Origin of the sequence: Micropruina sp., assembly GCF_047606665.1 — a bacterium.
Lineage (GTDB): Bacteria > Actinomycetota > Actinomycetes > Propionibacteriales > Propionibacteriaceae > Micropruina.
This window is the reverse complement of record NZ_JASGEF010000041.1, coordinates 39,768-64,479: the sequence shown is the minus strand read 5'-3', so window position 1 is coordinate 64,479 and position 24,712 is coordinate 39,768. Positions and strand designations below refer to the sequence as shown.

Annotated in this window: 19 protein-coding genes and 1 pseudogene; 11 read left to right on the top strand and 9 right to left on the bottom strand. The window is 68.8% G+C overall.

Annotated features, from left to right (window positions below; genetic code table 11):
* The first annotated feature begins 74 nt into the window (after positions 1-74).
* The 3 genes and pseudogenes from QM619_RS09675 to QM619_RS09665 form a co-directional block, all read left to right on the top strand.
* A complete protein-coding gene (locus QM619_RS09675) occupies positions 75-1,157 on the top strand; it encodes an S-(hydroxymethyl)mycothiol dehydrogenase (protein ID WP_415107439.1) in 1,083 nt (360 codons plus the stop codon).
* Positions 1,157-1,765 (top strand): MBL fold metallo-hydrolase, encoded by a 609-nt coding sequence (locus tag QM619_RS09670; RefSeq protein WP_415107436.1) that lies wholly within the window; start codon positions 1,157-1,159, stop codon positions 1,763-1,765. Before QM619_RS09675 ends, QM619_RS09670 begins: the two co-directional genes overlap by 1 nt.
* A gap of 44 nt (positions 1,766-1,809) precedes the next feature.
* Positions 1,810-2,136, top strand: a pseudogene (locus QM619_RS09665) (type II toxin-antitoxin system PemK/MazF family toxin); the annotation flags it as partial.
* 175 nt (positions 2,137-2,311) lie between these two features.
* Here the strand turns inward: QM619_RS09665 and trpS are convergent.
* From trpS to QM619_RS09650, 3 genes are all read right to left on the bottom strand, one after another.
* Complete coding sequence (gene trpS, locus QM619_RS09660; protein WP_415107433.1) at positions 2,312-3,427, bottom strand: tryptophan--tRNA ligase; 1,116 nt, start codon at positions 3,425-3,427, stop codon at positions 2,312-2,314.
* Positions 3,428-3,639: 212 nt separating this feature from the next.
* A complete protein-coding gene (locus QM619_RS09655) occupies positions 3,640-4,491 on the bottom strand; it encodes a PHP domain-containing protein (protein WP_415107430.1) in 852 nt (283 codons plus the stop codon).
* Positions 4,492-4,652: 161 nt separating this feature from the next.
* The gene (locus tag QM619_RS09650; protein ID WP_415107427.1) at positions 4,653-9,347 is read right to left on the bottom strand and encodes an NAD-glutamate dehydrogenase; all 4,695 of its coding nucleotides are present in this window, start codon (positions 9,345-9,347) and stop codon (positions 4,653-4,655) included.
* 188 nt (positions 9,348-9,535) lie between these two features.
* Here QM619_RS09650 and QM619_RS09645 point away from each other — a divergent pair, with 188 nt between their 5' ends.
* The 4 genes from QM619_RS09645 (at position 9,536) to QM619_RS09630 (ending at position 12,485) form a co-directional block, all read left to right on the top strand.
* Positions 9,536-10,012, top strand: a complete 477-nt coding sequence (locus tag QM619_RS09645) for a DUF2505 domain-containing protein (protein WP_415107424.1) — start codon at positions 9,536-9,538, stop codon at positions 10,010-10,012.
* 44 nt (positions 10,013-10,056) lie between these two features.
* Positions 10,057-11,280 carry an MFS transporter gene (locus QM619_RS09640; RefSeq protein WP_415107421.1) on the top strand — a complete coding sequence of 408 codons (1,224 nt, stop codon included), beginning with the start codon at positions 10,057-10,059 and terminating at the stop codon, positions 11,278-11,280.
* Positions 11,255-11,995 (top strand): MerR family transcriptional regulator, encoded by a 741-nt coding sequence (locus tag QM619_RS09635; RefSeq protein ID WP_415107418.1) that lies wholly within the window; start codon positions 11,255-11,257, stop codon positions 11,993-11,995. Before QM619_RS09640 ends, QM619_RS09635 begins: the two co-directional genes overlap by 26 nt.
* 217 nt (positions 11,996-12,212) lie before the next feature.
* Positions 12,213-12,485, top strand: a complete 273-nt coding sequence (locus tag QM619_RS09630) for a DUF4242 domain-containing protein (RefSeq protein ID WP_415107415.1) — start codon at positions 12,213-12,215, stop codon at positions 12,483-12,485.
* 12 nt (positions 12,486-12,497) lie between these two features.
* Here the strand turns inward: QM619_RS09630 and QM619_RS09625 are convergent, their stop codons facing one another.
* Entirely contained in the window at positions 12,498-15,407 is a 2,910-nt protein-coding gene (locus tag QM619_RS09625) for a helix-turn-helix transcriptional regulator (RefSeq protein ID WP_415107412.1), read from the bottom strand.
* Between the two features lie 161 nt (positions 15,408-15,568).
* Between QM619_RS09625 and QM619_RS09620 the strand changes: the two genes are divergently transcribed.
* The gene (locus QM619_RS09620) at positions 15,569-15,841 is read left to right on the top strand and encodes a DUF4242 domain-containing protein (RefSeq protein ID WP_415107409.1); all 273 of its coding nucleotides are present in this window, start codon (positions 15,569-15,571) and stop codon (positions 15,839-15,841) included.
* Between the two features lie 172 nt (positions 15,842-16,013).
* Here the strand turns inward: QM619_RS09620 and QM619_RS09615 are convergent, their stop codons facing one another.
* A complete protein-coding gene (locus QM619_RS09615) occupies positions 16,014-16,472 on the bottom strand; it encodes a prevent-host-death protein (protein WP_415107407.1) in 459 nt (152 codons plus the stop codon).
* Between the two features lie 147 nt (positions 16,473-16,619).
* Here QM619_RS09615 and QM619_RS09610 point away from each other — a divergent pair, with 147 nt between their 5' ends.
* The 3 genes from QM619_RS09610 to QM619_RS09600 all read left to right on the top strand — a co-directional run bounded on the left by QM619_RS09610 (position 16,620) and on the right by QM619_RS09600 (position 20,001).
* Positions 16,620-16,883, top strand: a complete 264-nt coding sequence (locus QM619_RS09610; protein ID WP_415107404.1) for a hypothetical protein — start codon at positions 16,620-16,622, stop codon at positions 16,881-16,883.
* 11 nt (positions 16,884-16,894) lie between these two features.
* Positions 16,895-17,263 carry a PIN domain-containing protein gene (locus QM619_RS09605; protein WP_415107401.1) on the top strand — a complete coding sequence of 123 codons (369 nt, stop codon included), beginning with the start codon at positions 16,895-16,897 and terminating at the stop codon, positions 17,261-17,263.
* Positions 17,264-17,499: 236 nt separating this feature from the next.
* The gene (locus tag QM619_RS09600; protein WP_415107398.1) at positions 17,500-20,001 is read left to right on the top strand and encodes a tetratricopeptide repeat protein; all 2,502 of its coding nucleotides are present in this window, start codon (positions 17,500-17,502) and stop codon (positions 19,999-20,001) included.
* A gap of 123 nt (positions 20,002-20,124) precedes the next feature.
* Here the strand turns inward: QM619_RS09600 and pruA are convergent, their stop codons facing one another.
* From pruA to QM619_RS09580, 4 genes are all read right to left on the bottom strand, one after another.
* Entirely contained in the window at positions 20,125-21,756 is a 1,632-nt protein-coding gene (gene pruA / locus QM619_RS09595) for an L-glutamate gamma-semialdehyde dehydrogenase (RefSeq protein WP_415107395.1), read from the bottom strand.
* Between the two features lie 152 nt (positions 21,757-21,908).
* Complete coding sequence (locus QM619_RS09590) at positions 21,909-22,712, bottom strand: Ku protein (protein ID WP_415107392.1); 804 nt, start codon at positions 22,710-22,712, stop codon at positions 21,909-21,911.
* A 165-nt stretch (positions 22,713-22,877) separates the two neighbouring features.
* A complete protein-coding gene (locus QM619_RS09585; RefSeq protein WP_415107389.1) occupies positions 22,878-23,354 on the bottom strand; it encodes a DUF6912 family protein in 477 nt (158 codons plus the stop codon).
* Positions 23,354-24,610 (bottom strand): wax ester/triacylglycerol synthase domain-containing protein, encoded by a 1,257-nt coding sequence (locus QM619_RS09580; protein ID WP_415107386.1) that lies wholly within the window; start codon positions 24,608-24,610, stop codon positions 23,354-23,356. Before QM619_RS09580 ends, QM619_RS09585 begins: the two co-directional genes overlap by 1 nt.
* Between the last annotated feature and the right edge of the window lie 102 nt (positions 24,611-24,712).

Here is a 24,712-nt window from a genome sequence, read left to right as displayed (position 1 = left end):
TCCGGTTGACCACCTCGTCGCGGCCCTACAGGATCGGGAGGTAACCCAAGCGCACGACAGGAGACACGGCGGACATGCAACAGGTGAAGGGCGTCATCGCTCGCAGCAAGGGCGCACCGGTGGAACTGGTCACGGTCAACGTGCCCGACCCCGGACCGGGCGAGGCGGTGGTGGCGATCCAGGCCTGCGGCGTCTGCCACACCGACCTGCACTATCGCGAGGGCGGCATCGGCAACGACTACCCCTACCTGCTGGGCCACGAGGCCGCCGGCATCGTGGAGTCCGTCGGACCCGAGGTGCACGATCTGGCCCCGGGTGACTACGTGATCCTGAACTGGCGTGCGGTCTGCGGCGCCTGCCGGGCGTGCCTGCGCGGGCGTCCCTGGTACTGCTTCGCCACCCACAACGCCACGCAGAAGATGACCCTGGAGGACGGCACCGAGCTGTCCCCCGCGCTCGGCATCGGCGCCTTCATCGACAAGACCCTGGTGGCTGCCGGGCAGTGCACCAAGGTCGATCCGGACGCCCGCCCGGCGGCCGCCGGACTGCTCGGCTGCGGCGTGATGGCCGGCCTGGGTGCCGCGCTGAACACCGGCAACGTGTCCCGTGGCGACTCGGTTGCCGTGATCGGCTGCGGCGGGGTTGGCGCGGCCGCGATCGCCGGTGCCCGGCTGGCCGGCGCGGCCCGGATCATCGCGGTCGACCTGGACGACCGCAAGCTCGCCACCGCGATCCAACTGGGCGCCACACACACCGTGAACAGCTCCACCACCGATGCGGTGGCGGCGATTCAGGAGTTGACCGGAGGGTTCGGGGCCGATGTCGTGATCGACGCAGTGGGACGTCCGGAGACCTGGAAGCAGGCCTTCTACGGACGCGACCTGGCCGGCACCGTGGTGCTGGTCGGCGTCCCCACCCCCGAGATGCAGCTGGAGTTGCCGCTGCTGGACGTGTTCGGACGCGGTGGCGCGCTGAAGTCGTCCTGGTACGGCGATTGCCTGCCCAGCCGCGACTTCCCGATGCTGATCGACCTCTACCTGCAGGGCCGGCTGCCGCTCGACGCCTTTGTCAGCGAAGAGATCGGCATCGACGGCGTCGACGCGGCGTTCGACACGATGCATGGTGGCAACGTGCTGCGTTCGGTGGTGGTGTTCTGATGTCGGCGCGGATCGATCACGCCGTCACGTCGGGCACGTTCTCGCTGGACGGCGAGACCTTCGACGTCGACAACAACGTGTGGATCGTCGGGGATGGCAGGGAGTGCATCGTGATCGATGCCCCGCACGACCCGTTGGCGATCGTGAAACTGATCGACGGACGCCGGGTCAAGGCGATCGTCTGCACCCACGCCCATGACGACCACGTCCGCTACGCCCCGATGCTGGGACGGGTCACCCAGGCGCCGGTGCTGCTGCATCCCGCCGATCTGGTGCTGTGGGGCCTCACCCACGCTCAGACTCCCGACGGCACCCTGACCGACGGCCAGCGGCTGAGCGTCGCGGGCACCGAGATCCAGGTGTTGCACACCCCCGGCCATGCGCCGGGTGCGGTCTGCCTCTACCTGCCGGAACTCGATGTGGTGTTCACCGGCGACACCCTGTTCCACGGCGGCCCCGGCGCCACCGGTCGCAGCTACAGCGATCGCGACACCCTGGTGGCGTCCATTCGGGTGAAGCTGTTCGCGTTGCCCGACGACACCGTGGTGAAGACCGGGCACGGGGAGGACACCACGATCGGTGCCGAAAAGGCGGAACTCGGCAGGTGAGGGACGGCACATGGGCTTCTCGCTGATCCTCCTCGCGTTGGACGGTGACGACGCGGCGGACGCGGATCGGGAGGGCCTGCGCAGCTTCCTGGACGCCCGCGGGCTGCACGCGCCGACAGGTTCCGAACCGGACGGGCTCATCGACACCGCGGGCGAGCCGCTCACCTTCGACGGGCATTGGACCGATCTGCACCTCGACCCGCCTCGCGGTCGTCATCCAATCCGATCGATTCGCAAGCAGTGTGGTCACTGTCGCCATGACGTCGACGAGTGCCAGTCACGCCATCCATCGGCCGGAGATCGACGTGGGCGGCATGACCACGCGGATTCTCACGGATCAGATCTTCTCCATCGATCCGGGACGGTTTTGCTCCGGTAAAAGAAGAGCGGGCCGCTACTTCTTGACCGTGGCGGTGGCCGCCGGGGTCTTGCTGACGGTCAGGTATGGGGGACGGACGGAATCGGCGGATAGGAGGCCGTTCAACCGACTTCCCATCCGCCGAGAATCCGTCCTCAGCCTCGATCCACGATGGCCGCGATCGAGCCTCAGTACTGCATGCCCATGGCTTGGCGCACCTCGGCCAGGGTGGCGTCCGCGATCTCATTCGCGCGGGCGTTGCCTTCACGCAGGACGTCGAGCAGATAGCCCTGATCGGCAACCAATTCGGCGCGCCGGGCGCGGATCGGGGCGAAGAAGGAGTTGACCGCTTCGGTCACCACCCGCTTCAGGCCGCCGCCGCCGCCGTCGCCGATCTCGTCCGCGATCGCGACCGGGTCGCCACCGGTGCACAGCGCGGCCAGCATCACCAGGTTCGAGACCTCCGGACGGTTCGCCGGATCGTAGGCGATGTGCCGGTCGGAATCGGTGACCGCCTTCTTGATCAGCCGGGCGGTGGTGTCGGCGTCCATGCCGAGCTCGATGACGTTGCCCTTGGTCTTGCTCATCTTGGTGCCGTCCAGACCCAGCACGGTCGGCGCCTTGGACAGCAACGCCTCGGCCTGCGGGAACACCGGTACGGCCGGGTTGGCCCGTCCGTAGCGTTCGTCGAAACGGCGGGCGACGACCCGCGTCTGCTCCAGGTGAGGCAGCTGGTCCTTGCCGACCGGCACCAGGTTCGCCTTGCAGAACAGGATGTCGGCGGCCTGATGCACCGGATAGGTGAGCAGCAGCCCCGACATCGGCCGGTCCCCGGTCGCCTCCAGTTCGGCCTTGACGGTCGGGTTGCGGCGCAGTTCGGCGTCCGTGACCAGAGAGAGGAAAGGCAGCATCAGCTGGTTCAGCGCCGGCACCGCCGAATGGGCGTAAATGGTGCTGCGGGTCGGGTCGATGCCGATCGCGAGGTAGTCGGCGACCATGCCGAGAGCCCGCTCCCGGATCGGGCCGGTGCCATCGCGGTCGGTGATCACCTGGTAGTCGGCGATCAGGACGATGGTCTCCACGCCGGCGTCCTGCAGCCGGACGCGGTTGGCCAGCGAACCGAAGTAGTGCCCGATGTGCAGCGCCCCGGTGGGCCGGTCGCCGGTCATGATCCGGAACTTGGACGGGTCGGCGGCGATCTCGCGTTCGATCGCGGCACTGCGGGCCTCGGTGCGGCGCAGCGAGGCATCGGAGGTGGACGCAGCGAGGTCTTCGCCGGCGTCGTCGAGCAGGGCGTCAGTCATCGTCAATCACTCGTTCGTTCGTCGTCCGGACATGCAAAAGGCCGTCACAGCGTGACGGCCCAGGGTCAGTTCGTTCCAGCCGTCAGGAGCGGCGCCAGTCAGCGGTTCGGAACACAAGGCCGACCCTATCACCGACGTCCGGCTGTCATCCCCGACGGAATGGCGCTCTTCGTCGCTCTGGCCTCGACTCAGGTCTCCGACAAGCCACCCTCTTACAGCTGGCCGCCGCGGGCTCGGATGCGGCGCACCAGTTCGGTGTACACCGCCGGGTCCGTGGTCTCGCAGGCCAGCGGATTGTTCACCTTGCCCAGGCCATGATGATCGGACGAGCCGAGGGTCAGCAGCCCCAGCCGCTCGGCCAGCGCCCGCAGCCGCACCCGCGTGTCCGCGTCATGATCGGGATGGTCGACCTCGATGCCCTCCAGGCGGTACTCCATGGCCAGCTCGGACAGCATCGCCGGGGTCAGTTCCCTGTCGCGTCCGCGGCCCCACGGATGCGCGATCACCGGGACGCCGCCGGCACGCCGGATCAGCTCGACGCCACGCCGCAGCTGACAGGAGTACCGGTTGGCGTAGGCCGGGCCGCCCTCGTACAGGAACCGGTCGAAGGCCTCCTGCCGGTCCTTCACATACCCCTTCGCGACCATGGCGTCGGCGACGTGCGGACGCCCCAGCGACGGGCTGGCGCCGACCTGCTCGGCGATCTCGGTCTCCGTCAGCGGCATGCCCAACTCGGCGAGCTTCGTGAGCATCTCGGGCAGCCGGCCCGAGCGTCCGACCCGGACCCGGGCCAGTTCGTCCAGCAGCTCCTCGAAATGCGGATTACACCCGTACCCGAGCAGATGGACGCTGGCACCCTCGAGTTGGCAGGACATCTCGATCCCCGGCAGCACCACGACGCCGACCGCCTCGGCGGCCAGCCGTGCCTCGCGCAGCCCGTCGAAGGTGTCGTGGTCGGTCAGGCCAAGGACGTCCAGGCCGGCCTCTGCCGCCTTGCGCACCAGCTGGGTGGGCGTGTCGGTGCCGTCGGAGACGCTGGAATGAGTGTGCAGGTCGATCCGCATGCGGCCATCCTGCCGCACCCGGCGCCGCTGCCCCGCCGGCGCCCAGACCGTCGGGTGCGCCCGTCGAGACCCCGACCGAGTGCTAAGGGGCCCCTCGACAAGCTCGACCAACGAACCCAGGGAGCGCCGTAGGTCTCCCGCCGAGGCCTCGACCGGCGACCTCAGGCGGGCAGCAGCGACCGCACCAGTCGGACGCCGACGCTGACCCGCGCGATGTCCGGCTCTTCGCAGATCGTCGTCAGGGTCGCCACCTTGTCGGGGACGCCGGGCGTCCGCTCCAGCCACTCGTCGACCTGCTCTGCGGCCGGCCGGGACGGATCGACCAGCACCGCCGAGGTGAGCGCCCCGTGCACACCGAGCAGATCGTCGCGCAGCGCGGCCCGCGCCATCGTCTCCCAGCGATCGTGCTGCGGCAGCGCGACCACGGTGTCGTGCAGCTGGTCCAGCCCGAGCCGGTCGGCGAGACCGAAGGCGACCTCGGCGACCGTCATCACCGGCGCCTGCCTGGCCTGCGCGATCTCGACGATCGCCAGCGCGAAATGCGAATAGGCGTCCTGAGCGACCTCTTCGGCGAGCCGCTGCGGCACCCCCTGGGCCGTCATCCGCTCCACCTGCCGGGCCGCGTTCGTGGCCTGTCGCGGCGTCAGCAACGACCCCAGACCGGCCCGCACCTCGCGGACGCCGTCGGTGAACTGCGCGGTGGCTGCGACGATATCGAGCGGCGCCCGGCGGCTGGCCAGCAGCCAGCGGGTGGCCCGCTCCACCATTCGGCGCAACGACACCCGCAGCTCGGTGACCACCGAGGCGCCCAGGTCGCTGGCACCGCGCAGATCGACCTCGGACTTGCCGACCTGGTAGATCGACCGCGCCGCCAGCTGGGCCCGGATCACCTCGGTGATCGCCGCATTGGTCTCGTTGTGCAGCCGGTAGAAGGCGGTGATGCCCTGGGAATCGACGAACCGGTTCACCGCCACCGAGGTGATGATCTCCCGTGCCAGCCGATGCCGGGGCATGTCGGCGGCGTAGCGGGCCTGCAGCTCCTTCGGGAAGTACTGGATCAGCCGGTCGGCCAGATACGGATCGTCGGGCAGATCCGAGGCCAGCACCTGATCGGCCAGATAGATCTTGGTCCAGGCCAGCAGGGTGGCCAGTTCGGGACGGGTCAGCCCGCGTCCGGATTCGCGGCGCTGATCGAGCTGGCGAGCCGTCGGCAGGAACTCGATCTGCCGATCCAGATAGCCGGCCTCCTCCAGGGTGTGCATCCAGCCCTCGTAGGCGCTGGTCAGCTCGGCGCCGCGGTACATCGAGTTGGCCAGGGCCAGGTTCTGGGCCACGTTGTGGCTGAGCACCAGCTCGGCCACCTCGTCGGTCATGGACGCCAGCAGCTCGTTGCGCTGATCGAGGCTGAGACTGCCGGCGGCCACCTCGGGAGCCAGCAGGATCTTGATGTTCACCTCGTGGTCGGAGGTGTCCACGCCGGCGGAGTTGTCGATGGCGTCGGTGTTGATCCGGCCCCCGCCCAGCGCATACTCGACCCGCGCCAGCTGCGTCCAGCCCAGGTTGCCGCCCTCGCCGACGCAGAGCGCGCGGACGTCGGTGCCGTTCACCCGCAGCGCGTCGTTGGCCTTGTCACCGACCTCGGCATGGGTCTCGCCGGTCGCCTTCACGTAGGTGCCGACCCCGCCGTTCCAGAGCAGGTCGACCGGCGCCTTGAGGATGGCGCTGATCAGGTCGGACGGGGTGAGCGCCGTGACGCCGGCGTCCAGACCGAGCGCCCCACGCACCTCGGCGGTGATCGGGATCGACTTCAGGGTGCGGGCGTACACCCCGCCGCCGGCCGAGATCAGCGTCCGGTCGTAGTCCGCCCAGGACGACCGGGGCAGCCCCGCCAGCCGCTCGCGTTCGGCGAAGCTGCGGGCGGCGTCCGGGGTCGGGTCGAGGAAGATGTGCAGGTGGTTGAAGGCGGCCACCAGCCGGGTGTGCCGGCTGCGCAGCATGCCGTTGCCGAAGACGTCCCCGGACATGTCGCCGATGCCGACGCAGGTGAAGTCCTCGTTCTGGCAGTCGCGGCCCATCTCGACGAAGTGCCGCTTCACCGACTCCCAGGCGCCGCGGGCGGTGATGCCCATCGCCTTGTGGTCGTAGCCGGCCGAGCCGCCGGACGCGAACGCGTCGCCCAGCCAGAAGCCGCGGTCCAGCGAGATCCGATTGGCGTTGTCCGAGAAGGTGGCGGTGCCCTTGTCGGCGGCCACCACCAGGTAGGGGTCGTCGCCGTCCCAGCGGACCATGTCGGCCGGCGGCACCACCTCGCCGGCCACGATGTTGTCGGTCACGGTGAGCAGGGACGCGATGAAGACCTCGTAGCAGGCCACGCCTTCGGCCATCCACGCGGCCCGATCGACGCTCGGGTCGGGCAGCGACTGCGGTACGAACCCGCCCTTGGCGCCCGAGGGGACGATCACGCTGTTCTTCACCATTTGCGCCTTGACCAGGCCCAACACCTCGGTGCGGAAGTCCTCGCGGCGGTCCGACCAGCGCAGCCCGCCGCGGGCGACGCTGCCGAACCGCAGATGGACGCCCTGAACCCGCGGGGCGTAGACGAAGATCTCGTACATCGGACGCGGCTCCGGCAGCAGCGCCAGCTCGCGCGGATGCACTTTGAAGGCGTGCGCCGGGGCGTCCGACTGGAACGCGTTGGTGCGGATCATCGCCCGCAGCACCGACAGGAACATCCGCAGAATCCGGTCGGCGTCCAGGCTGGCCACCTCGGCCAGCTGCCGTTCGATGGCGGCGAACGCCTCGTCCACCGCGGCGGCGCGGGCGTCGAAATCGGCGAACTCCGCGGCCGGGTCGAATTTGGTCCGGAAGGCGCCGACCAGCCCCGCCGCGATCGCCGGATTGTCGTTGAGCGTAGCCGCAACATACGGCTGGCTGTAGGGAATGCCGGCCTGCACCAGGTAGCGCGAGATGGCCCGCAGCCAGGCGATCTCCTGCCAGGTCAGCCCGCCGGTCATCACCAGCCGGTTGAACTTGCCCGACTCGGCCCGGCCCCGGTAGGTGGCGTCGAAGGTGTCGATGAACCGGGTCTGCAGTTCCGGCGTCCAGGCGGAGGCGTCCATCGCGCCGGCCAGCTTCAGGCCGAAGTCGTACAGGTACACCGTCCGGCCGCGCAGCTCGAACTCGAACGGACGCTCGTCCAGCACCTCGACGCCGAGCACGGAGAGGTGTGGCATCGCGTCGGCCAGCGACATCTGCCGGTAGGCGAGCACCTTGAACCGGACGTCGGCGGCATCGTTGGGCCACAGCGGCCGGTAGACATCGTAGGCGAGGTCGTCGTCGCCGGTGAGCCGATTGGCCAGCTGCAGATCGACGACGCCGACGGCGGCCGGGTACTCCTCTTTGTAGGCCTCGCTGAACTCGACGCCGCGGGACTCGCTGGCCAGGTCGCGCGCGGCGGCCTCGAAGTCGTCGTCCCAGCTGCGGACGACGTCCTCGATCCGCTGCTGCAGCGCGGCCACGTCGATGTCGTCGGTCAGCCGGTCGTCGTCCGGTCGCTTCACGACGAAGAACAGCCTGGCCAGCACCGACTCCGAGGCCCGCGCCTCGTGCTCGAGCGACTCCCCGCCCAAGGTGTCGACCAGGATCCGCTGGATCGCCTCGCGGACCTTCGTGGTGTAGCGGTCACGGGGCAGAAAGACCAGCACCGAGATGAACCGGCCGTAGGCGCTGGGGCGCACGAACACGCGGACCACCCGTCGGTCCTTGAACTGGGCCTCCTGCGCGATCACCGGGAAGAGCTCCTCGGCGCTGGCCTGGAACAGCTCGTCGCGCGGGTAGGTGTCGATCACCTGGCGAATGGCGGAGCCGCCGTGGCTGTGCGGGGCGAAGCCGCACAGGTCGAGCAGCTTCTGCGCCTTGCCGGCCAGCATCGGGATCTCCCACACGCTCTCCACGTAGGCGGTGGCCGCCAGCAGCCCCAGGAACCGCCGTTCCCCGGTCAGCCGTCCGGTGGCGTCGTACAGCCGGACGCCGACGTAGTCGAGATAGGCGGGGCGGTGCACCGGGGAGCGCCGGGAGTCCTTGGTGAGCACCAGCAGCCGGCGGTCGCCGGGCAGCGGATCGGCCTGGAACTCGTCCCGGCCGTCACCGCCGGTCAGAATGCCGAGGCCGGTGCCCGGCACCGGCTGGTAGCCGTCGGCCTTGGTGTAATGCGACTCGCGGTAGCCGAGCAGCACGAAATTGTCCTGGTTCAGCCACTGCAACAGGTCGGTGACCTCACGCACCTCGTGCGGGCTGACCGGCTGGGGACGGTTGTTGAGCAGGTCGATCGTCTCGGTGAGCCGATGCTCCATGGCATGCCAGTCGTCGACCGCCGCCCGCACCGATTCCAGGCCGGACGTCACCGCGGCGGTGAGCGCGTCGGCCAGTTCGTCGGCGGCCTGGCCCAGCGGTGGGAAGACCTCGACGCAGATCCACGACTCGGCGATCGTCCGCGGGTCTTTGTCGGCGATCCCGGCCAGGGCCGCGTCGGCGTCCCGCAGCGTCTCGTACTGCGGATGGAACAGTGACCTGATGCTCCAGTCGCCGCGGGTGATGTCCATGCTGACCGTGTCGACCAGGAACGGGCGGTCGTCGGTGACGATCAGGATCACGGTGGAGGCGCCCGGTTGTTCCGGCAGCCGCACCCGCACCCGCGATTCGCCTGGTTGGCGGCGCTGGCCGAGGCGCAGGTGCTCGATGATCAGGTCTGCCACGTGGCCCGGATCGAGGTCGATCAGCTCCCCGTCCGGGAGGTGCCGGACGTAGTGCTCGGCGAACCCGGACGGCAACTCGACCTCCGGCGAATGTTTCAGCATCCCGGACAGTTCACCGAGCAATTTACGGATCCAGTCCGATCTGGACGGATTTGTTGTGGCCATTTCGCCTCCTTGCGAACCGACACCAACGCGCTGGCTCCACACTGTAGTGCCCTTGCGCCGCCCCGTCTCATCGCCATGCGCGGCGGTGGGCGCCCGGCTCGCCGTCCTGCGGCAGAATGACCCGCATGCAGATTCAGGCCCGCAACGATTTCGCCGCGGACACCCTCACCACCCATGCCATGCTCACCGACCCGGCCTACCTCGCCAAGGTCTGCGAGGCGTCCGGCGACCTCGACTACCGGGTCGACGGGGTGCCCGAGCACGCCGCCGTGGAACGGACGATGGAGTCCCCGTCCGCGGTACGCAGCCTGCTCGGCGACCGGCTCACCCTGCTCCAGGACATTCGTTGGGACGCCGCCGGTGCCGACGGCGCCCGCACGGGCCGGCTCGAGCTGACCGTCAAGGGCATGCCGGCCCGCGCCCAGCTCAGCATCGATCTGCGCCCCGGCGGCCGCGGCACCCTGGTCGACTTCACCGGCGACTTCACCATCAAGGTGCCGCTGGTCGGGCGGTCCCTGGAGTCCAAGGCGGTCCCCGCGCTGACCGCCGGATTCGACGTCCAGCAGCAGGTCGGCGACGACTGGCTGGCCGGACGCCGCTAGCCCAGGCTTGACCTTGACGCTACGTCAACCCTCACACTCGTGGGGTGGCAACCACGACGACTCTGCCGCTCTACCTGACCGCGACGGCCACCTCGCTGTTCGGCAACTCCGCAATCTCGATCGTGCTGCCCTGGCTGGTGCTGGAGCGCACCGGCGATCCGGCGATGGCCGGCACCGTGGCCGCGGCGAGCGCGCTGCCCGGCGCCATCGCCGCGTTCGCCGGCGGACACCTGATCGACAAGGTGGGACGCCGCCGGATGTCGGTGCTGTCCGATATCGGCTCGGCACTGGCGGTGGCCGCGCTGGCCGTCGTGGACGCCGCGGTCGGCCTGAACGTGGCCTGGTTCATCGCGCTGGGAATCCTCGGCGCACTCTTCGACGTGCCCGGCATGACGGCACGGGAGACTCTGCTGGCGAACGTCTCGCAGACGTCCGGGGTCGGGCTCGACAAGGTGGCGGCCTCGCGCGGCATGCTGTTCGGCCTGTCCTTCCTGGCCGGACCGGCGGTGGCCGGCTGGTTGCTGACGGTGCTGCCGTCGATCCAGGTGGTGTGGATCACCGCGGCCTGTTCGGCGCTCGCCGCGCTGGCGATCGGCGTGATGCCGCTGCTGCCCAGTGAGGTCGCGGCGTCCGAGGACGATTCGCCGCTGGCCGGATTCACCCACATCCGGCAGAGCCGTCCGCTGTTCACCCTGCTGCTGATCAGCCTGGGCTCGATGGTACTGGTCGCCCCGCTGCTCAGCGTCGTGTTGCCCGCCCACTTCGTGACCCTGGCCGCGCCGGGGCTGCTGGGACTGAGCCTGTCGGCGTACGCGGTCGGCACCATGGCCGGCTCGGGCATCTACGGCTGGGCCTTCGGCGGACGCCGCTGGGCGGCCTGGGTGGTGGCCAACCTGCTCTACGTGGTGTCGGCGGTGCTGATCGCTCCCCTGCAGGGATTCTGGCTGGTCGCCGCCGGCATGGTGGCGGCCGGGTTGGGCTCGGGGTTGCTGCAGCCGATCAGCACAGTGGTGCTCACCGAGCATGTTCCGGACGCCTTGCGCGGCCGGGTCTTCGGCGCCTACTCCGCCCTCGCCATGGTCGCCAGTCCGCTCGGGTTGGGCCTGATGGCGATGATTCTGGCCGGGGCAGATCTGCGCGCCGGGGCCTGGGTGCTGGCGGCGGGCTGGGTCGTGGTCGGCATCTATGCCCTGGTCGCACCGGGATTGAAGGGCTACATCCAGCCGCGACAGGAGGATGCTCATGCTGACCATCGGACAACTGGCTGACTACGTCGGCGTCACCCCACGAGCGATCCGGCACTACCACGCGCTGGGCCTGCTGGCCGAGCCGGAGCGATCGGCGTCCGGCTACCGCAGCTACGACGCCCAAGCGGTGGTGGAGCTGCATCGCATCAAGGTGCTGGCCGACGCCGGCGTCCCGCTGTCACGGGTGGGTGAGCTGACCGATGCCGAACCGGACGCCTTCCGCGACGCGGCCGCGCAGATCGACGCCGACCTGCAGACCCGGATCGCCGAACTGGAGGCGACCCGGCAGGCGCTGCAGCGGCTCGCCGTCCGGGGTGAACCGTTCCTGCCGCCGCAGGTGATCCGGATGCACCACGAGATGCGCTCCCTCGGCGTCTCGGAGCGCACCCTGCAGATGGAGCGGGACGCCTGGCTGCTGATTGAGGTGCTGTTTCCCGACCTGGTCACCACCTGGCTCGACACCCAGCAGGCGATGCTGGACGATCCCGGCTACCGGGACCTCTACCTGCGCACCGATCAGGCCTTCGACTACCCGCCTGACGATCCGCGGATCGAGGAGCTGGCCCAGGCCACCGTCGAGTGGGTGACGACCCACCGTCCGCCGCCCGATCCGTCCGAATGGAAGGACGACGACTCGCTCGCCCAGCAGCTGGTGGTCAGCTACCGCCGCGACTACTCCCCCGGCTGGCGACGTCTGATGGAACGCATGGCCGAACTGGTGCAGGACTGCACCTGAGTGACCAAGAGAACCGTCCCCGGTGACCATGGGGACGGTTCTCTTGGTCACCAGCTGGCTGGCACACCGCCGACCGAATCCGGTCTCGACGGCTCGACCACCGGACCCGCGACAGGCACTACGCAATTCAACCCACTAGACGAACCGCCGTGCGGACAACAGAATCGAGCGCCAGCGCGCCTGCCTCGTGCCCACGTCCAGACCTTTGAGGTGAACCATGCCGTACTTCGTCATCGAACGCTCCTACGCCGAGGCGGTCACGCTCCCGGTCGACGCGACGCTCCTGAACGAGATCAACGATGAGGAGGACGTCCGCTGGCTCTTCTCCTATCTGTCGCTGGACCGGATGAAGACCTACTGCCTCTACGAGGCGCCCTCGAGCGAGGCGATTCGCAAGGCGGCCGAGCGGGCCGGCGTCCCGGCCGACGTGATCACCGAGGTCTCGGGCCGGGTGATGGCCGGCACTGGTCAGCTGGCCGGGGTCGAGTAGCAGGTCACCGCACTACTCGCCGGTGCCGAGCAGTCCGGCGTCGCGGGCGTACCGGACGGCCTGCGATCGGTTCCGGCTGCCGGTCTTCGACAAGATGTTGCGGACGTGGTTGGCGGCGGTGTGCTGGCTGATCACCAGTCGGGTGGCGATGCCGTGGTTGCTCAGGCCCTCGTCCAGCAGCCGCAGGATCTCGATCTCCCGCGCGGTCAGACCGTCGGAGCGCCCCTTGCCCGGCGTGGTCTCGTCCAGCACCGCCAGCACCCGTGTCCAGCCTTGCGGTGTCGCCGTGGCCCGGACCTGTTCGGCCAGTGCGGACGCCTCCCGTGAGCGGGCGTCCCGTTCCCGTAGCCAGCGGACGGTCGCCGCACGGGTGTGCGCGATGTAGAGCGCGGCGTCGAATCTCTCCTCGAGTTCCAGCGCGGCCCCGAACAGCGAGCCTGGGTCGCCGATCTCAAGGGCCGCGTCGACCTGCGCCAGGTACCGGTCGGCCGCCCCGAACGATGTCACGAAGTAGCCCACCGTCAGATTCATGCCGGTGTATTCGGCCAGCCACGGGCGAAGCCGGCGCAGGGCCGACTTGTCGTCCAGCAAGAGTGCGGCCTCGGTCATCAACGCCAGGCTCCCCGGCCATTCGGCCGACTCGTGCGCACTCGGGCGATCGTGTTCCAGCAGCCAGGAGAGCAGCCGACGGGTCGGGTTCACCATGCGAAGTTCGGTGTACAGGCTGAGCAGTCCGGGCGCCCAGAATCCGTGCGGCGACTCGTCCCCGGTGATCACCGCCCGCGCCACCCCCAGGTCGCCGCGTTCCCGTTTGATCATGTAGAGCTGTTGCGCGGGCACATTCGACTCGGCGTCGGCACGGAACTCGGCCTCGGCAGCGGACGCCCGCCGCGACGCGGCCTTCGCCCGATCGAGATCGCCCGCGATGAAATGGCGGATATAGCTCTGGCATTCCTGCCAGAACTGCCAGAAGGCGCCGAATTGTTCGGCTGCCGCGGCGAGCGCCTGGTCGGCTTCGTCCAAGACCTGACGATCGCCGAGAACATAGGCGGCCGCGGCGCAGAAATGGGGACCGGCGTGGAGGTCATCTCCCAACAGCACCGCATGCTGACGGCCCAGCTGCCAGAACTCCCGCGCCGTCGCATAGGCCCGTGGCAGCGAGCCCGGACGCAGGCTGGGCACGTAGGCGCGGCGAAGGACGCGGAGCAAGAGTTCGACATCGCCCTGCTCTCGCGCCTGCGCCGTCGCGGTGGCCGCGATCCGGGCCGCTTCATCCGGCCTGCCCGCCATCGAGGTGGCCCGCGCCAATGCCGCCAGCGCCACGATGCGTTCGGCATCCGACTCTCGTCCCGATGCCGATTCCAGCACCGCCGAAAGGAGTCGGACGGCATCGACGCCGGGCAATCCGGGACGCCAACTCGCCTCCTCGAATTCAATGGCGGCGCGAAGCCGGTGTCGAGCGGAGACAGCCGACTCACAGATTTCGCGCGCCAGTTCACGGGCCTGTACGAAATGAGCCGCCAGGCGCCAATTCCGGGCCGCGGACACGATCAGCTCGGCATGTCTCTCCGCCGTGTCGCTGAGGTCGGCCGCGTCTTCATACCGGCGGGCGGCATCTTCGTAGGCCCGCTGCGACGAGGCCAGTTCCGCCGCCCGTGCCGTGTATTCCACGGCCTGCTGCCGGTAGCCGAGTGAGATGGCCTGGGTGTAATGATGGGCCAGTCGTTGGACGAGCCGGTCCGGCGGTGGCGTGAGGCGGTCAAGCGATTCGGCGGCGCGGGCGTGCAGCACCGGCAGATCGGACGCCGGAATCCGATCGAGCAGCGCCTGCCGGGCGATGGCGTGGGTGAACCGAAGCGATCCGCCACGACCCCGGACCCATTCGATGAGACCGGCACCGGACGCGCGTTCGAGGCTGCCGACAATCACCGACGCCGGCTGGCCGGTGCAGGCGACGAGTTCGTCCAGCACGACGTCCATGCCGAGGATCGCGGCCGCTTCGAGGATCTGTCGGTCGTCCGGCCGGATCGATCCCAGCCGGGTCCTGAACAGGTCGTTGACCGTCTCGGGCAGCACGACCGCGTCCGAGTCGCCGGCCCCGGCCACCTGCCGCCAGGCTTCCCGGAGCAGGAACGGGTTGCCGCCGGTCAGGAAGCTCAGGCGTCGCGCGATCTCCGATCGGCCGGACGTGGCCGCCGGCTGGCGCGCCGCCACGTATTCGGCCACCTGGTCCGGCGTGAGTGGCGACAGTCCGATCCTGCGGACGCACTCGAATCTGCTCAGTTCGGCGAGGACGTCGTCGGCCAGGGACGACCGGTCGGGCGCCGTGTTACGGGAGCCGGCCAGGATCAGTACCCGGCTGGCGGCGAGTCCCGCGATCAGTCGCGGGAGCAGTCTCAGCATGGTCCGGTCCGCCCAGTGCAGATCGTCGAGGACCAGCACGATCGGGTGCACCTGTGCGGCGTCCCGCAGCAGCTGGACGATGGCGGCGGCGAGCCTGGACGCGGCGTCCCCGCCCGGACCGTTCGTCGGGAGCCCAGCGCTGTGGACGGCCTCGGGGTTCGGGTCGAGCGCCTCGCGGATCAGTCGGCGCGAATGGTCGGTGGCGGCGTCCGGACCGGTCAGGTCGAGCAGTTGGGCGAGAGGTGCGCCCAGCGGCTCCAGCGGAGCGCCGTATTCGGCGACGCAGGAACCCACGAACACCGCAGCTCCGAGCTCCCGCAGGCGCACGGACGACTCCGCGATCAGCCGCGTCTTGCCGATGCCCGGCGCTCCCTCGAGAAAGATTCCGCGCACGGTTCCCCGCACCACGTCGGAGAAGGCGGCGAGAACGCTCTGCAACTCGGAATCCCGCCCGACGAAGGGCGGTTGGTTCGAGATCGCCCACCCCGCCGGGAGCGTAGGCGCGTTCCATTCCCGCATGCCGCCCACCGTAGGACCTGCCCGATTCGGCGTCGAGAGGATTCGGTTCCCGCGTCGGGAAATGACCATTTCTGGTCATGTGCCCGCGGGTGGCTGCCCCTAGCCTCGTATTCACCACAGCAATAGCCCGCCGAAGGGCGCAACGACAAGGAGAAGTGGCCATGCCCAAATTCGTAATCGAACGCACCGTGCCGGGCGCGGGACAGATGTCGGCCGATCAGCTTCGGGAGGCCGCGCGTGGCTCGAACGACGTGATCGCCGCCATGTCACCACGGGTCAGCTGGCAGCAGAGCTACGTCACCGACGACAAGATCTTCTGCGTCTACGTGGCGGACAACGAGGAAAGTGTCCGCGAACACGCCCGTCGCGCAGGCGTCCCCTGCGACGTCATGCACCGGGTCTCCGCGGTGATCGATCCGGCCACCGGCGAGTGATCGTCCCTTGGCGGGCGCCCGCACTTCTCTGACGCAGGCCCCGACCACGACGCCTGCGGTAACGCACATTGCCTGTGTTCCTACGCAGGCGATGTGCCTTACCGCAGGCGTTGTGGTGGGACCTACCGCGACAAGACCCGCCTCCGTGGCCTCGGAATACCGCTGTCCCGCGTCACGAACGCGGATCCGGCGCAGGTACGTCCTCGGGCAACCACTCGGGAGCACGGGCACCCCAGCCGGCGGCGACCGCCTCGGCCGTGTCGCGCCAGGCGGCGATAACCGTGAGCAAACGCTGAGGCTGCCCCACCGAGAACGAGCCGCGGGCCACCGCCACGATCTCGGCCGCACACTCGTCGCGATCGACCTCGTTGAGCAGACCGATCCACGGAAAGTACCGGACGAAACGATCGGCGATCGGGCCGTCCTCGAGGGACGCCGCTATCAGCTGCGCCGCTACCCCCAGCAACTCCTGCTGCTGGACGGCCCGCTCCTGGGTGGTGAGCACGAGTGACTCCCCATCTCGCCGCGTCACCACGATCGGGCCCTCCTCGGCTGCGGCAAACACCTCGGCGGGGTGGCGCGACAATTCCGACGACCGCACCGTCCGGGGCTCAAGGGTTGGCGTGCTCATGAACGCCATACTACTTCAGAACATGATCGGAAGTAGCTGAAGGACAGGTCGCCTGCGGTAAGGCACATCGCCTGCGTTGCAACGCAGGCGATGTGCCTTACCGCAGGCGTTGTGGTGGAGACGACGTCCGAAGGTATGGTGATCGGTATGGCGACGATGCAGAAGATCACCGTGACGGTGCCGACGGAGTGGGTGGCATCGATCCGCGGACTGGTGTCCGAGGGCAAGGCGGACAGCGTGTCGGGTTTCGTCCAGCACGCGATCGAGGTGGCCCTCGACGATGTGGCCGGTTGGGGTGCGATGCTCGCCCACGCGCTGCAAGAGACCGGGGGCGACATGACGCCGGAGGAACGCGCCTGGGCAGACCGCGTCCTGGGCGTCGCCGAGGCCGAGCCGGGCAGCGCGGCGTGAGCAATCGCGGGGTGACGCTCGATGCAGGTCCGCTGATCCACCTCGATCGCAACGACCGCAAGGTCATCGTCCTATTGGCGCGTGCGGACGAGTTGAGCCAGCCGGTGATCGTCCCCGGCACTGCCCTCGCTCAGGCGATCCGCGATCCGGCGCGGCAGGCCCGGCTCGCCCGACTGTTGCGGCAGCCGCGAACCCAGGTGGTGCCGCTCGACCGGGTGGACGCGACTCATGTCGGCAGGCTGCTGGCGGCCAGCGGCACGAACGACATCGCCGACGCACACGTCGTCGTCTGTGCTCGTCGTTCGCAAACCCGCGTGGTCACCAGCGACCCCGGCGACCTCCAGCAACTCGACCCCGCCCTCGATCTGGTCGTGGTGTAGGGCGGTGCGCTCGATGCACCGTTCCACGACCAATTCCTTTCGATGGCCTGAGGACCGCAGCCTCACGGAACCATCACGGCAAAAGCGGCCTCCAAGGCAAAGCCGCATTACTCGAGCTACGGGCCATGACATCGTCGCTGGAACACATCGCATTCGACATGTGACAGGCTTCGCCCATGGCGGACGACCGAGATCGTGGGCGCGGGTTGTTCACATTGCCCGTTGCGACTGCGGCCGTGGCGGCAGCCTTCTCACTTGCCACGAACCTCGTGTCCGCGCTGGTCGCGCCCGAGTGGCTGGCGGCCAACGCGCTCTGGCTATGGCTGCTGTTCGGCGGACTCTTCGTGGCGACCATCGTGTTGGTCGTTCTGCAGCTCCGGAGTTCCGCACGACAGGCGCAGCAAGACGCGGAGGAGCGCCGCGCGAGCGTCGTCAACGACCTGCCGCTGGACATTCCTCGGGACGTCGCTGCCAGCAAGTCGCCCTCTGCTCTGCTCAATGTGGATCGTTGCGTGTGCGAATTCCGTGGGCGCGACGCAGAAACGAAGCGGCTGAAGGAGTGGTGCACGTCGCCCGACGAACCGTCGTTCTTCGTGCTCACCGGGGCGTCCTTGGTCGGCAAGACTCGTCTGACGATCCACGCCGCGGAACGGCTCTCCGGCACGTGGCGAACCAGCAGGCTTCAACCCGGAGCGGGCGCCGGCGCAGTCGGCCGGATCCTCGCGGTACCGGGGAAGCATCTGGTCGTCGTCGAACTGGGCGAGGCGCGCGACGGAGTGATCGAATTTCTCGATGAGGTAGTCACCCGCGGGTCCAGCCGGCTGCGGGTGATCCTCGTTGCACGCAACTACGAGTGGGTGCTGCGGCGGACGGGCGGGGTCTCCGAACTCACCGCCGAGGTGATCAAATCCGGCGCACGACTCGAGTTGCGACCGCAGGGCACCACCGGCGACCTCACCCGGTGGGCCACAAAAGCGTCCTCAGCCTTCGCTGGACTCCTTCGCGATCATCCTGCGCGGAAGACCCGGCCGCTGAAATTCGCCGAGGGCACGCCGATCGGCGTGGTTCACGCCTATGCGCTGGCCCACGTGCTCACCACGGAGATGCCGGCGCCCGAAGAGGCCTCGACCGGAGTTTTCACCGTTCTCGCTGAGCAAGAGATGCGACATTGGGACGCACTTCCGCAGACTCCGCCCGGCAGTGACCTTCCGCGCCGATGCGTCGCCGCCGTATGGTTGCTCGGCGCCCGCGACCGCAACTCGATCCATAAGGCCCTCCGGCAAGTCCCGGAACTGCACGACGCATCGGCGGAACGGATCCGGCAGGTCTCCGATTGGCTGCTCGGCACCTACCCCGGCACCGGGCCGCATGCCCTCGCCCTGCCTCTGGAGGCACTGACCCACGCCGTGGCAGTGCCGCCGCTCATTGAGGACGCTGCGCTCTGCTATGCCCTGGTGCGTGATCTCGACCTTCTCGACCTGGTGGGAGCCGCCTCCCGGCTGCTAAGTGCCGCCGAACGATATGCCGAGGCACTTACGCGTGCGGAGAACCTGCTGGCCCAGGATGACAAACCAATCGATGCCGATGCACTCCGCATAGTCGTCATTCGGGCGCCCGCGAGCCGATTGACGGACGAGCTCCTCGCCGAGGTCCTGACCCGGAATCCTCCAGACCGACGCGCGATCGACGAGATCCTGACCGAATTGGACAAACTCGACCTGCCGCACGCGTCCCTCGTTGCCAACCAGCTTCTGGTCCAGTACCGGTACGAGGACCATGCAGACGAACATCAGCTTGCGATAGCGATCGGTAGTCTGGGAGATTCCTGGACCGACCTCGGCGACTATCAGCGTGCGTCTGGCTGTCGACAGCGGGTCGTTGACCTCTACCGAGTGCTTGTGAAAGAAGCTTCCGGCCACCATACCGCCGATCTCGCTGAAGCCTTGAGAAGTCTTGGCAGCACGCTGTGGAGCCTGGGTCGATACGACGAAGCACTCACCCACCACGAAGAAGCACTCCACCTCTACCGCGACCTCGCCCACACCAACCCCACCAAACACACCGACAACCTCGCCAGGGCCCTGAGAAGCCTCGGCAACACGCTGTGGAGCCTGGGTCGATACGACGAAGCACTCACCCACGACGAAGAAGCCCTCCACCTCTACCGCGACCTCGCCCACACCAACCCCACCAGGTACACGAACGACCTCGCCTCGGGCCTGGGAAACCTCGGCGGCACGCTGTGGAGCCTGGGTCGATACGACGAAGCACTCACCCACCACGAAGAAGCCCTCCACCTCTACCGCGACCTCGCCCACACCAACCCCGCCAGGTACACGAGCGACCTCGCCAGTGCCCTGGAAAACCTCGGCGGCACGCTGCGGGACCTGGGTCGATACGACGAAGCACTCACCCACCACGAAGAAGCACTCCACCTCTACCGCGACCTCGCCCACACCAACCCCACCAGGTACACGAACGACCTCGCCTCGGGCCTGGGAAACCTCGGCGGCACGCTGTGGAGCCTGGGCCGCTACGACCAAGCACTCACCCACGCAGAAGAAGCACTCCACCTCTACCGCGACCTCGCCCACACCAACCCCACCAGGTACGCGAACGACCTCGCACAGGCGCGCCAAAACCTGATGACCTCGCTCCGGGCACTCGGTCGAGAAGATGAGTTCGTCCGCTACGACCTACAGGACTCAGCGAATTCGACCGGCGGAGCTTCAGAGTGAAAGCGGGACTCGGTGCCCGACAATCGCCAATTTGGTTTCGACCGGCTCAGCCAGCCCACCGCTGATCGAGCTTGTCGAGATCCCTAGTTTCGTGATTTCGACAAGCTCGACCAGCGGATGAACTCACTGCATGTGCGGGTAGCCGGTGGTCACCGGCGGCACCAGGGTCTCCTTGATGGCGCGCGGACTGGTCCAGCGCATCAGGTTCCACATCGAGCCGGCCTTGTCGTTGGTGCCGGACGCCCGCGCCCCGCCGAACGGCTGCTGGCCGACGACCGCGCCGGTTGGCTTGTCGTTGATGTAGAAGTTGCCGGCGGTGTACCGCAGCCGGTTCTGGGCGAGTTCGATCGCCGTCCGGTCGGTGGCCAGGATCGAGCCGGTCAGCGCGTAGGCGGACGCCGTGTCGACCAGGTCGAGCACCTTGTCGTAGTCGGCGTCGTCATAGACGTAGATGCCGAGCAGCGGACCGAAGTACTCGGTGACGAAGATGTCCTGCTTGGGGTTGTCCGACACCGCCAGGGTCGGGCGGACGAACCAGCCCTCGCTGCGGTCGTAGCTGCCACCGGCGACGATCTCGGCGTCCGAGCTGGCCTTGACCGCGTCGATCGCGCCGGCCAGCTTGTCGAAGGCCCGCTCGTCGATCAGCGCGGAGGTGAAGTTGCTGAAGTCGCGGACGTCGCCCACCTTGAGCGCCTCGGTCTGGCCGATCAGGTCGTCCGACAGCGCCTTCCACAGCGACCGCGGCAGGTAGGCGCGGGACGCCGCCGAGCACTTCTGCCCGGAGTACTCGAAGGCGCCGCGGATCAACGCGGTGGTGACGATCGCAGGGTCGGCGCTGGGGTGGACGAGGATGAAGTCCTTGCCGCCGGTCTCGCCCACGATCCGCGGGTACGAGCGGTAGTTGGCGATGTTGTTGCCGACCTGCGACCACAGCCCCTGGAAGACCCGGGTCGAGCCGGTGAAATGGATGCCGGCCAGATCGGGGTGGGCCAGCGCGATGTCGGAGACCTCCTTGCCGTGCCCCGGCACCAGGTTGATCACGCCGTCCGGCAGGCCGGCCGCGCGCAGCACGTCGACCAGCACCTCGGCGGCGAACATCTGGGTGAGCGCCGGCTTCCACAGCACCGGGTTGCCCATCAGCGCGGCCGAGGTGGGCAGGTTGCCGGCGATCGCGGTGAAGTTGAACGGGGTGATCGCGTAGACGAAGCCCTCCAGCGGGCGGTAGTCCATCCGGTTCCAGACGCCCGGGCTGCTGATCGGCTGGTTGGCGTAGATCTGCTGGGCGAAGTGGGTGTTGAACCGCAGGAAGTCGATCAGCTCGCACGCGGAATCGATCTCGGCCTGCTGCACCGTCTTGCCCTGACCGAGCATGGTGGCGGCGTTGATCCAGGCCCGGAACGGTCCGGCGATCAGGTCGGCGGCGCGCAGGAAGATCGCGGCCCGCTGGTCGAACGGCATGTCGGCCCAGTCGCGCGCCACCGCCATGGCGCCGGCGATGGCCTGCTCGGTGTCGGCGTGGCTGGCCTGCTGGATGTGGCCGAGGATGTGCGCGTGATCGGACGGCATCCGCACCTCGTAGCGGCCCTCACCGCGTCCGGGACGCCGCTCGGAACCGAAGGTTCCGGTGAACTCCACGGGTTCGGCGTCGGCAAGCTGGGTCAGCGCGGCCTCGAGTTCGGCACGCTCGTCACTACCGGGGGCGTAGCCCTTGACCGGCTCGTTGACCGGAACGGGGACAGAGGTGATGGCATCCATTGCTCGAGCCTAGTGCAGAACCTCGCACCGCGACAGCGGGCATTCCACCGAGAATCGAGGAACGGACGAGAGATTCTACGGTTACTTGACTTGATGCAACGATTTCTGCGGCGCACCGGAACATAGGACGCCAAACGCGCGCCGGAGGCCGGTCAGCCGGCCTTCGCTGCCGCCTCTCGCCGTCTCTTGGCAGCCTCCACGGACGCCCGCAGCGCCGCCACCAGATCGACCACGTCGGCCTGCTGCGGAGCCTCCTCGGCTGCCTCCGGGGCCGGCGTGCCGGCCAGCTTGGCCTCGACGACCGCCTCCAACGCCTCGCGGTAGACGTCGGCGAACTGGCTCGGGTCGAAGTCCCCGGTGAGTTGGTCGATGAACATCCGGGCCATCTCGACCTCGGCGTCGGACACCTTCACGTCATCGGACGGCGCGGCGAACTCGCCGTCGCGCAACTCGTCGGGCCACAGCATGGTGTGCATCAGCAGCAGGTCGTCCTTGGCCCGGATCAGCGCCAGCGACTCCCGCGAGCGCAACGCCACCTTCACCAGCGCGGCCTTCCCGGCGTCCGCCAAGGCCCGGCGCAGCAGCACGTACGGCTTGGCGCCCGGCCCGTCCGGCTCAAGGAAATAGGTGCGTTCGAAGTAGGTCGGGTCGACCTCTTCGGTGTCGACGAACTGGACGACCTCGACCGCCTTCGTGGTGGGCAGCGGCAGGTTCTCGAAGTCCTCGGACTCCAGGATCACCATCCGTCCGTCGCCGGTCTCGTAGCCCTTGGCGATCTCGGTGTACGGGATCTCCTTGCCGCAGACCTCACAGACCCGCTTGTACTTGATCCGTCCGCCGTCGGCCGGATGCACCTGCCGGAAGGACAGGTCCTTGGTCTCGGTGGCGCCGTACACCTTGATCGGGATGGTGATCAGCCCGAACGAGATCGCGCCCTTCCAGATGGACCGTGGCATGACCGCCTCCTAGGACTGCCGCTGTGGACCTCCCTAGCGTGCCGCATTCCCCCGAAGTCACACCAGCACGTCAAGCGTCATCCCGGCGAACGCCGGGAGCTCACGACCGACCTCCAGCCACCAGAGATCCCGGATCGAGTCCGGGACGACGCGCGGCCACTTCGGTCATCGGAGCTCGCGTGGCTCGCCCGCGACCAGCGACTGCCACTCCGTCGGCCCATGCCACAGCAACTCGTTGTCGGCGAGGAACTCGGCCACCGCTGGATCGTCCCACGCTGTGTCCAAGGCACGCCCGCCGACACGATCGGCCAACGCCTCCGCGGACACTGGGGACTCATCCGCGAAAAGGGCAGTGACCGCATCGAAGCCTAGGACGCCGACAGCAACCTCGCCGAACTCGGCTCCGGACACCGGGGTGGCGGCGGCCTCGGCGACCGCGACCAGGCGCCGTCCGCCGCGCAGCAGGGCGTCCAGCCCCGCGATGTGCAACGCGGTGTGTTCGGCGTCCTCGTCGTCGGCGAGCGAGAACCCGAATGCGGCACGCAGCGAGGGTGTCACCGCGTAGGCGGCCGCCGGACGATGGCGTCCGCTTTCGGCCCAGGTGGCGAGTTCGGCGGTGGTCAGCGGGACGAAGACCAGCATCATCGGACCCCGCGGAGCAGCACGCCGAGTTCGTCGGCGACATCGCGGGCGAAGGTCGGCAGCGGACCGACCGCGTTGGCCGCGAAGCTGACCCGTCCGTCGAGGCTGCTGACGCCGATCGTGATCGCCTGCTCGTCGATGGTGGACGCGAAGGCGTGCAGTGCTCGTGCCCGACGCTCACCCAGCCAACGCGGGGTGGACGGTCCCGGCACGTTGGCGATCAGCACCTCGTGGGGGCGTCCGCCGCTGACCGTCGCGGCCGCGACCGCGTGGGTACTGGGCGGCGGGAATCCGGCCAGCTCGGTCAGTTCGGCGGCCGGCACCAGACGGTCAGAGTCGATCCGGGCCTGGGTCAGGGTGGCGATCGCGGTCAGCCGCTCGGCGGCGGTGATGGTGGTCGCCGGCAGCTGCATGAACTGCGGCGCGACCAGGCAGCCGAGCGCGCTGGTGCCGTCGTCGCCGACGGCCAGCGGGATCAGCGCGACCGGGTCGTGCAGCAGCCGGTCGTTCGCTATCTGCCAGCCCCGGACGCCGGCCGTGGCCAGCGCCACGATCACATCGTGCACCGCACAGCTGGCACCCTTCGCCACCTTCTTCAGCTCGGCGAGCGGGCATTCGACGGCCGCCACCTGCCGGGCTGCCGGTGCCGTCGTCACTTGCCGGACGCCGTACTCGGCCAGTCCGCCGAGCCCGGCCGCGACGTCCTGCAATGCCTGCAGCGGATCGTTGAGGTTGCGCAGCAGCCCGGACAGGCCGGGCGCGTCGTCGCTGGACGGCTGCCAGTCGGGCACCTCGCCGGCGATCGGGGTGGGCTGCTCGTCGAGCAGTTCGTGCAGCAGGTGGACGTTGTCGGCGCCGTCGATCAGCGCAGGATGGGCACGGACCGACAGCGCCCAAGCGCCACCGGGCAGGTCGGTCAGAATCGTCGCGTCCCACAATGGGTGCAACCGGTCGAGCGGGGACGCCAACTGGCCGGCCAGCCACGATTCGATGGTGGTCCCGGCCGGGAGCGCGGTGGTCCGCAGGTGGCCCGCGAGGTTGAAGCCTCGATCGTCGATCCAGGACTGCAACCCGGTGCCGGCGAGCTTCTGCCGGAACCGTGGGGCGTACCCGATGCGCTGCCCGATCAGCCGGGTGATCTCGGACGCCGGAAGCGGCGGCCCGTCCAGCACCAGCAGGCTCAGTTGATGCCACCGCTGCGCCGGCTGGTCACGGGCCAGCAGCAGCGCCTCCGCCCTGGTCACGGGTGCCGCCACGGTTGCTCCTTCTCGTCGCCGGGTCATGGTCAGCGTAGTGCCGCGCCCCAGTACTCCGGCGCGCTCGACGGCTGGCCGGCACCGGTCTCCGCACCCCGCCGC

Coding starts and splice junctions, on each gene's coding strand:
- QM619_RS09675 (WP_415107439.1), top strand. CDS start 75: ATGCAACAGGTGAAGGGCGTCATCGCTCGCAGCAAGGGCGCACCGGTG.
- QM619_RS09670 (WP_415107436.1), top strand. CDS start 1,157: ATGTCGGCGCGGATCGATCACGCCGTCACGTCGGGCACGTTCTCGCTG.
- trpS (WP_415107433.1), bottom strand. CDS start 3,427: ATGACTGACGCCCTGCTCGACGACGCCGGCGAAGACCTCGCTGCGTCC.
- QM619_RS09655 (WP_415107430.1), bottom strand. CDS start 4,491: ATGCGGATCGACCTGCACACTCATTCCAGCGTCTCCGACGGCACCGAC.
- QM619_RS09650 (WP_415107427.1), bottom strand. CDS start 9,347: ATGCTGAAACATTCGCCGGAGGTCGAGTTGCCGTCCGGGTTCGCCGAG.
- QM619_RS09645 (WP_415107424.1), top strand. CDS start 9,536: ATGCAGATTCAGGCCCGCAACGATTTCGCCGCGGACACCCTCACCACC.
- QM619_RS09635 (WP_415107418.1), top strand. CDS start 11,255: ATGCTGACCATCGGACAACTGGCTGACTACGTCGGCGTCACCCCACGA.
- QM619_RS09630 (WP_415107415.1), top strand. CDS start 12,213: ATGCCGTACTTCGTCATCGAACGCTCCTACGCCGAGGCGGTCACGCTC.
- QM619_RS09625 (WP_415107412.1), bottom strand. CDS start 15,407: ATGCGGGAATGGAACGCGCCTACGCTCCCGGCGGGGTGGGCGATCTCG.
- QM619_RS09620 (WP_415107409.1), top strand. CDS start 15,569: ATGCCCAAATTCGTAATCGAACGCACCGTGCCGGGCGCGGGACAGATG.
- QM619_RS09615 (WP_415107407.1), bottom strand. CDS start 16,472: ATGAGCACGCCAACCCTTGAGCCCCGGACGGTGCGGTCGTCGGAATTG.
- QM619_RS09610 (WP_415107404.1), top strand. CDS start 16,620: ATGGCGACGATGCAGAAGATCACCGTGACGGTGCCGACGGAGTGGGTG.
- pruA (WP_415107395.1), bottom strand. CDS start 21,756: ATGGATGCCATCACCTCTGTCCCCGTTCCGGTCAACGAGCCGGTCAAG.
- QM619_RS09590 (WP_415107392.1), bottom strand. CDS start 22,712: ATGCCACGGTCCATCTGGAAGGGCGCGATCTCGTTCGGGCTGATCACC.
- QM619_RS09585 (WP_415107389.1), bottom strand. CDS start 23,354: ATGCTGGTCTTCGTCCCGCTGACCACCGCCGAACTCGCCACCTGGGCC.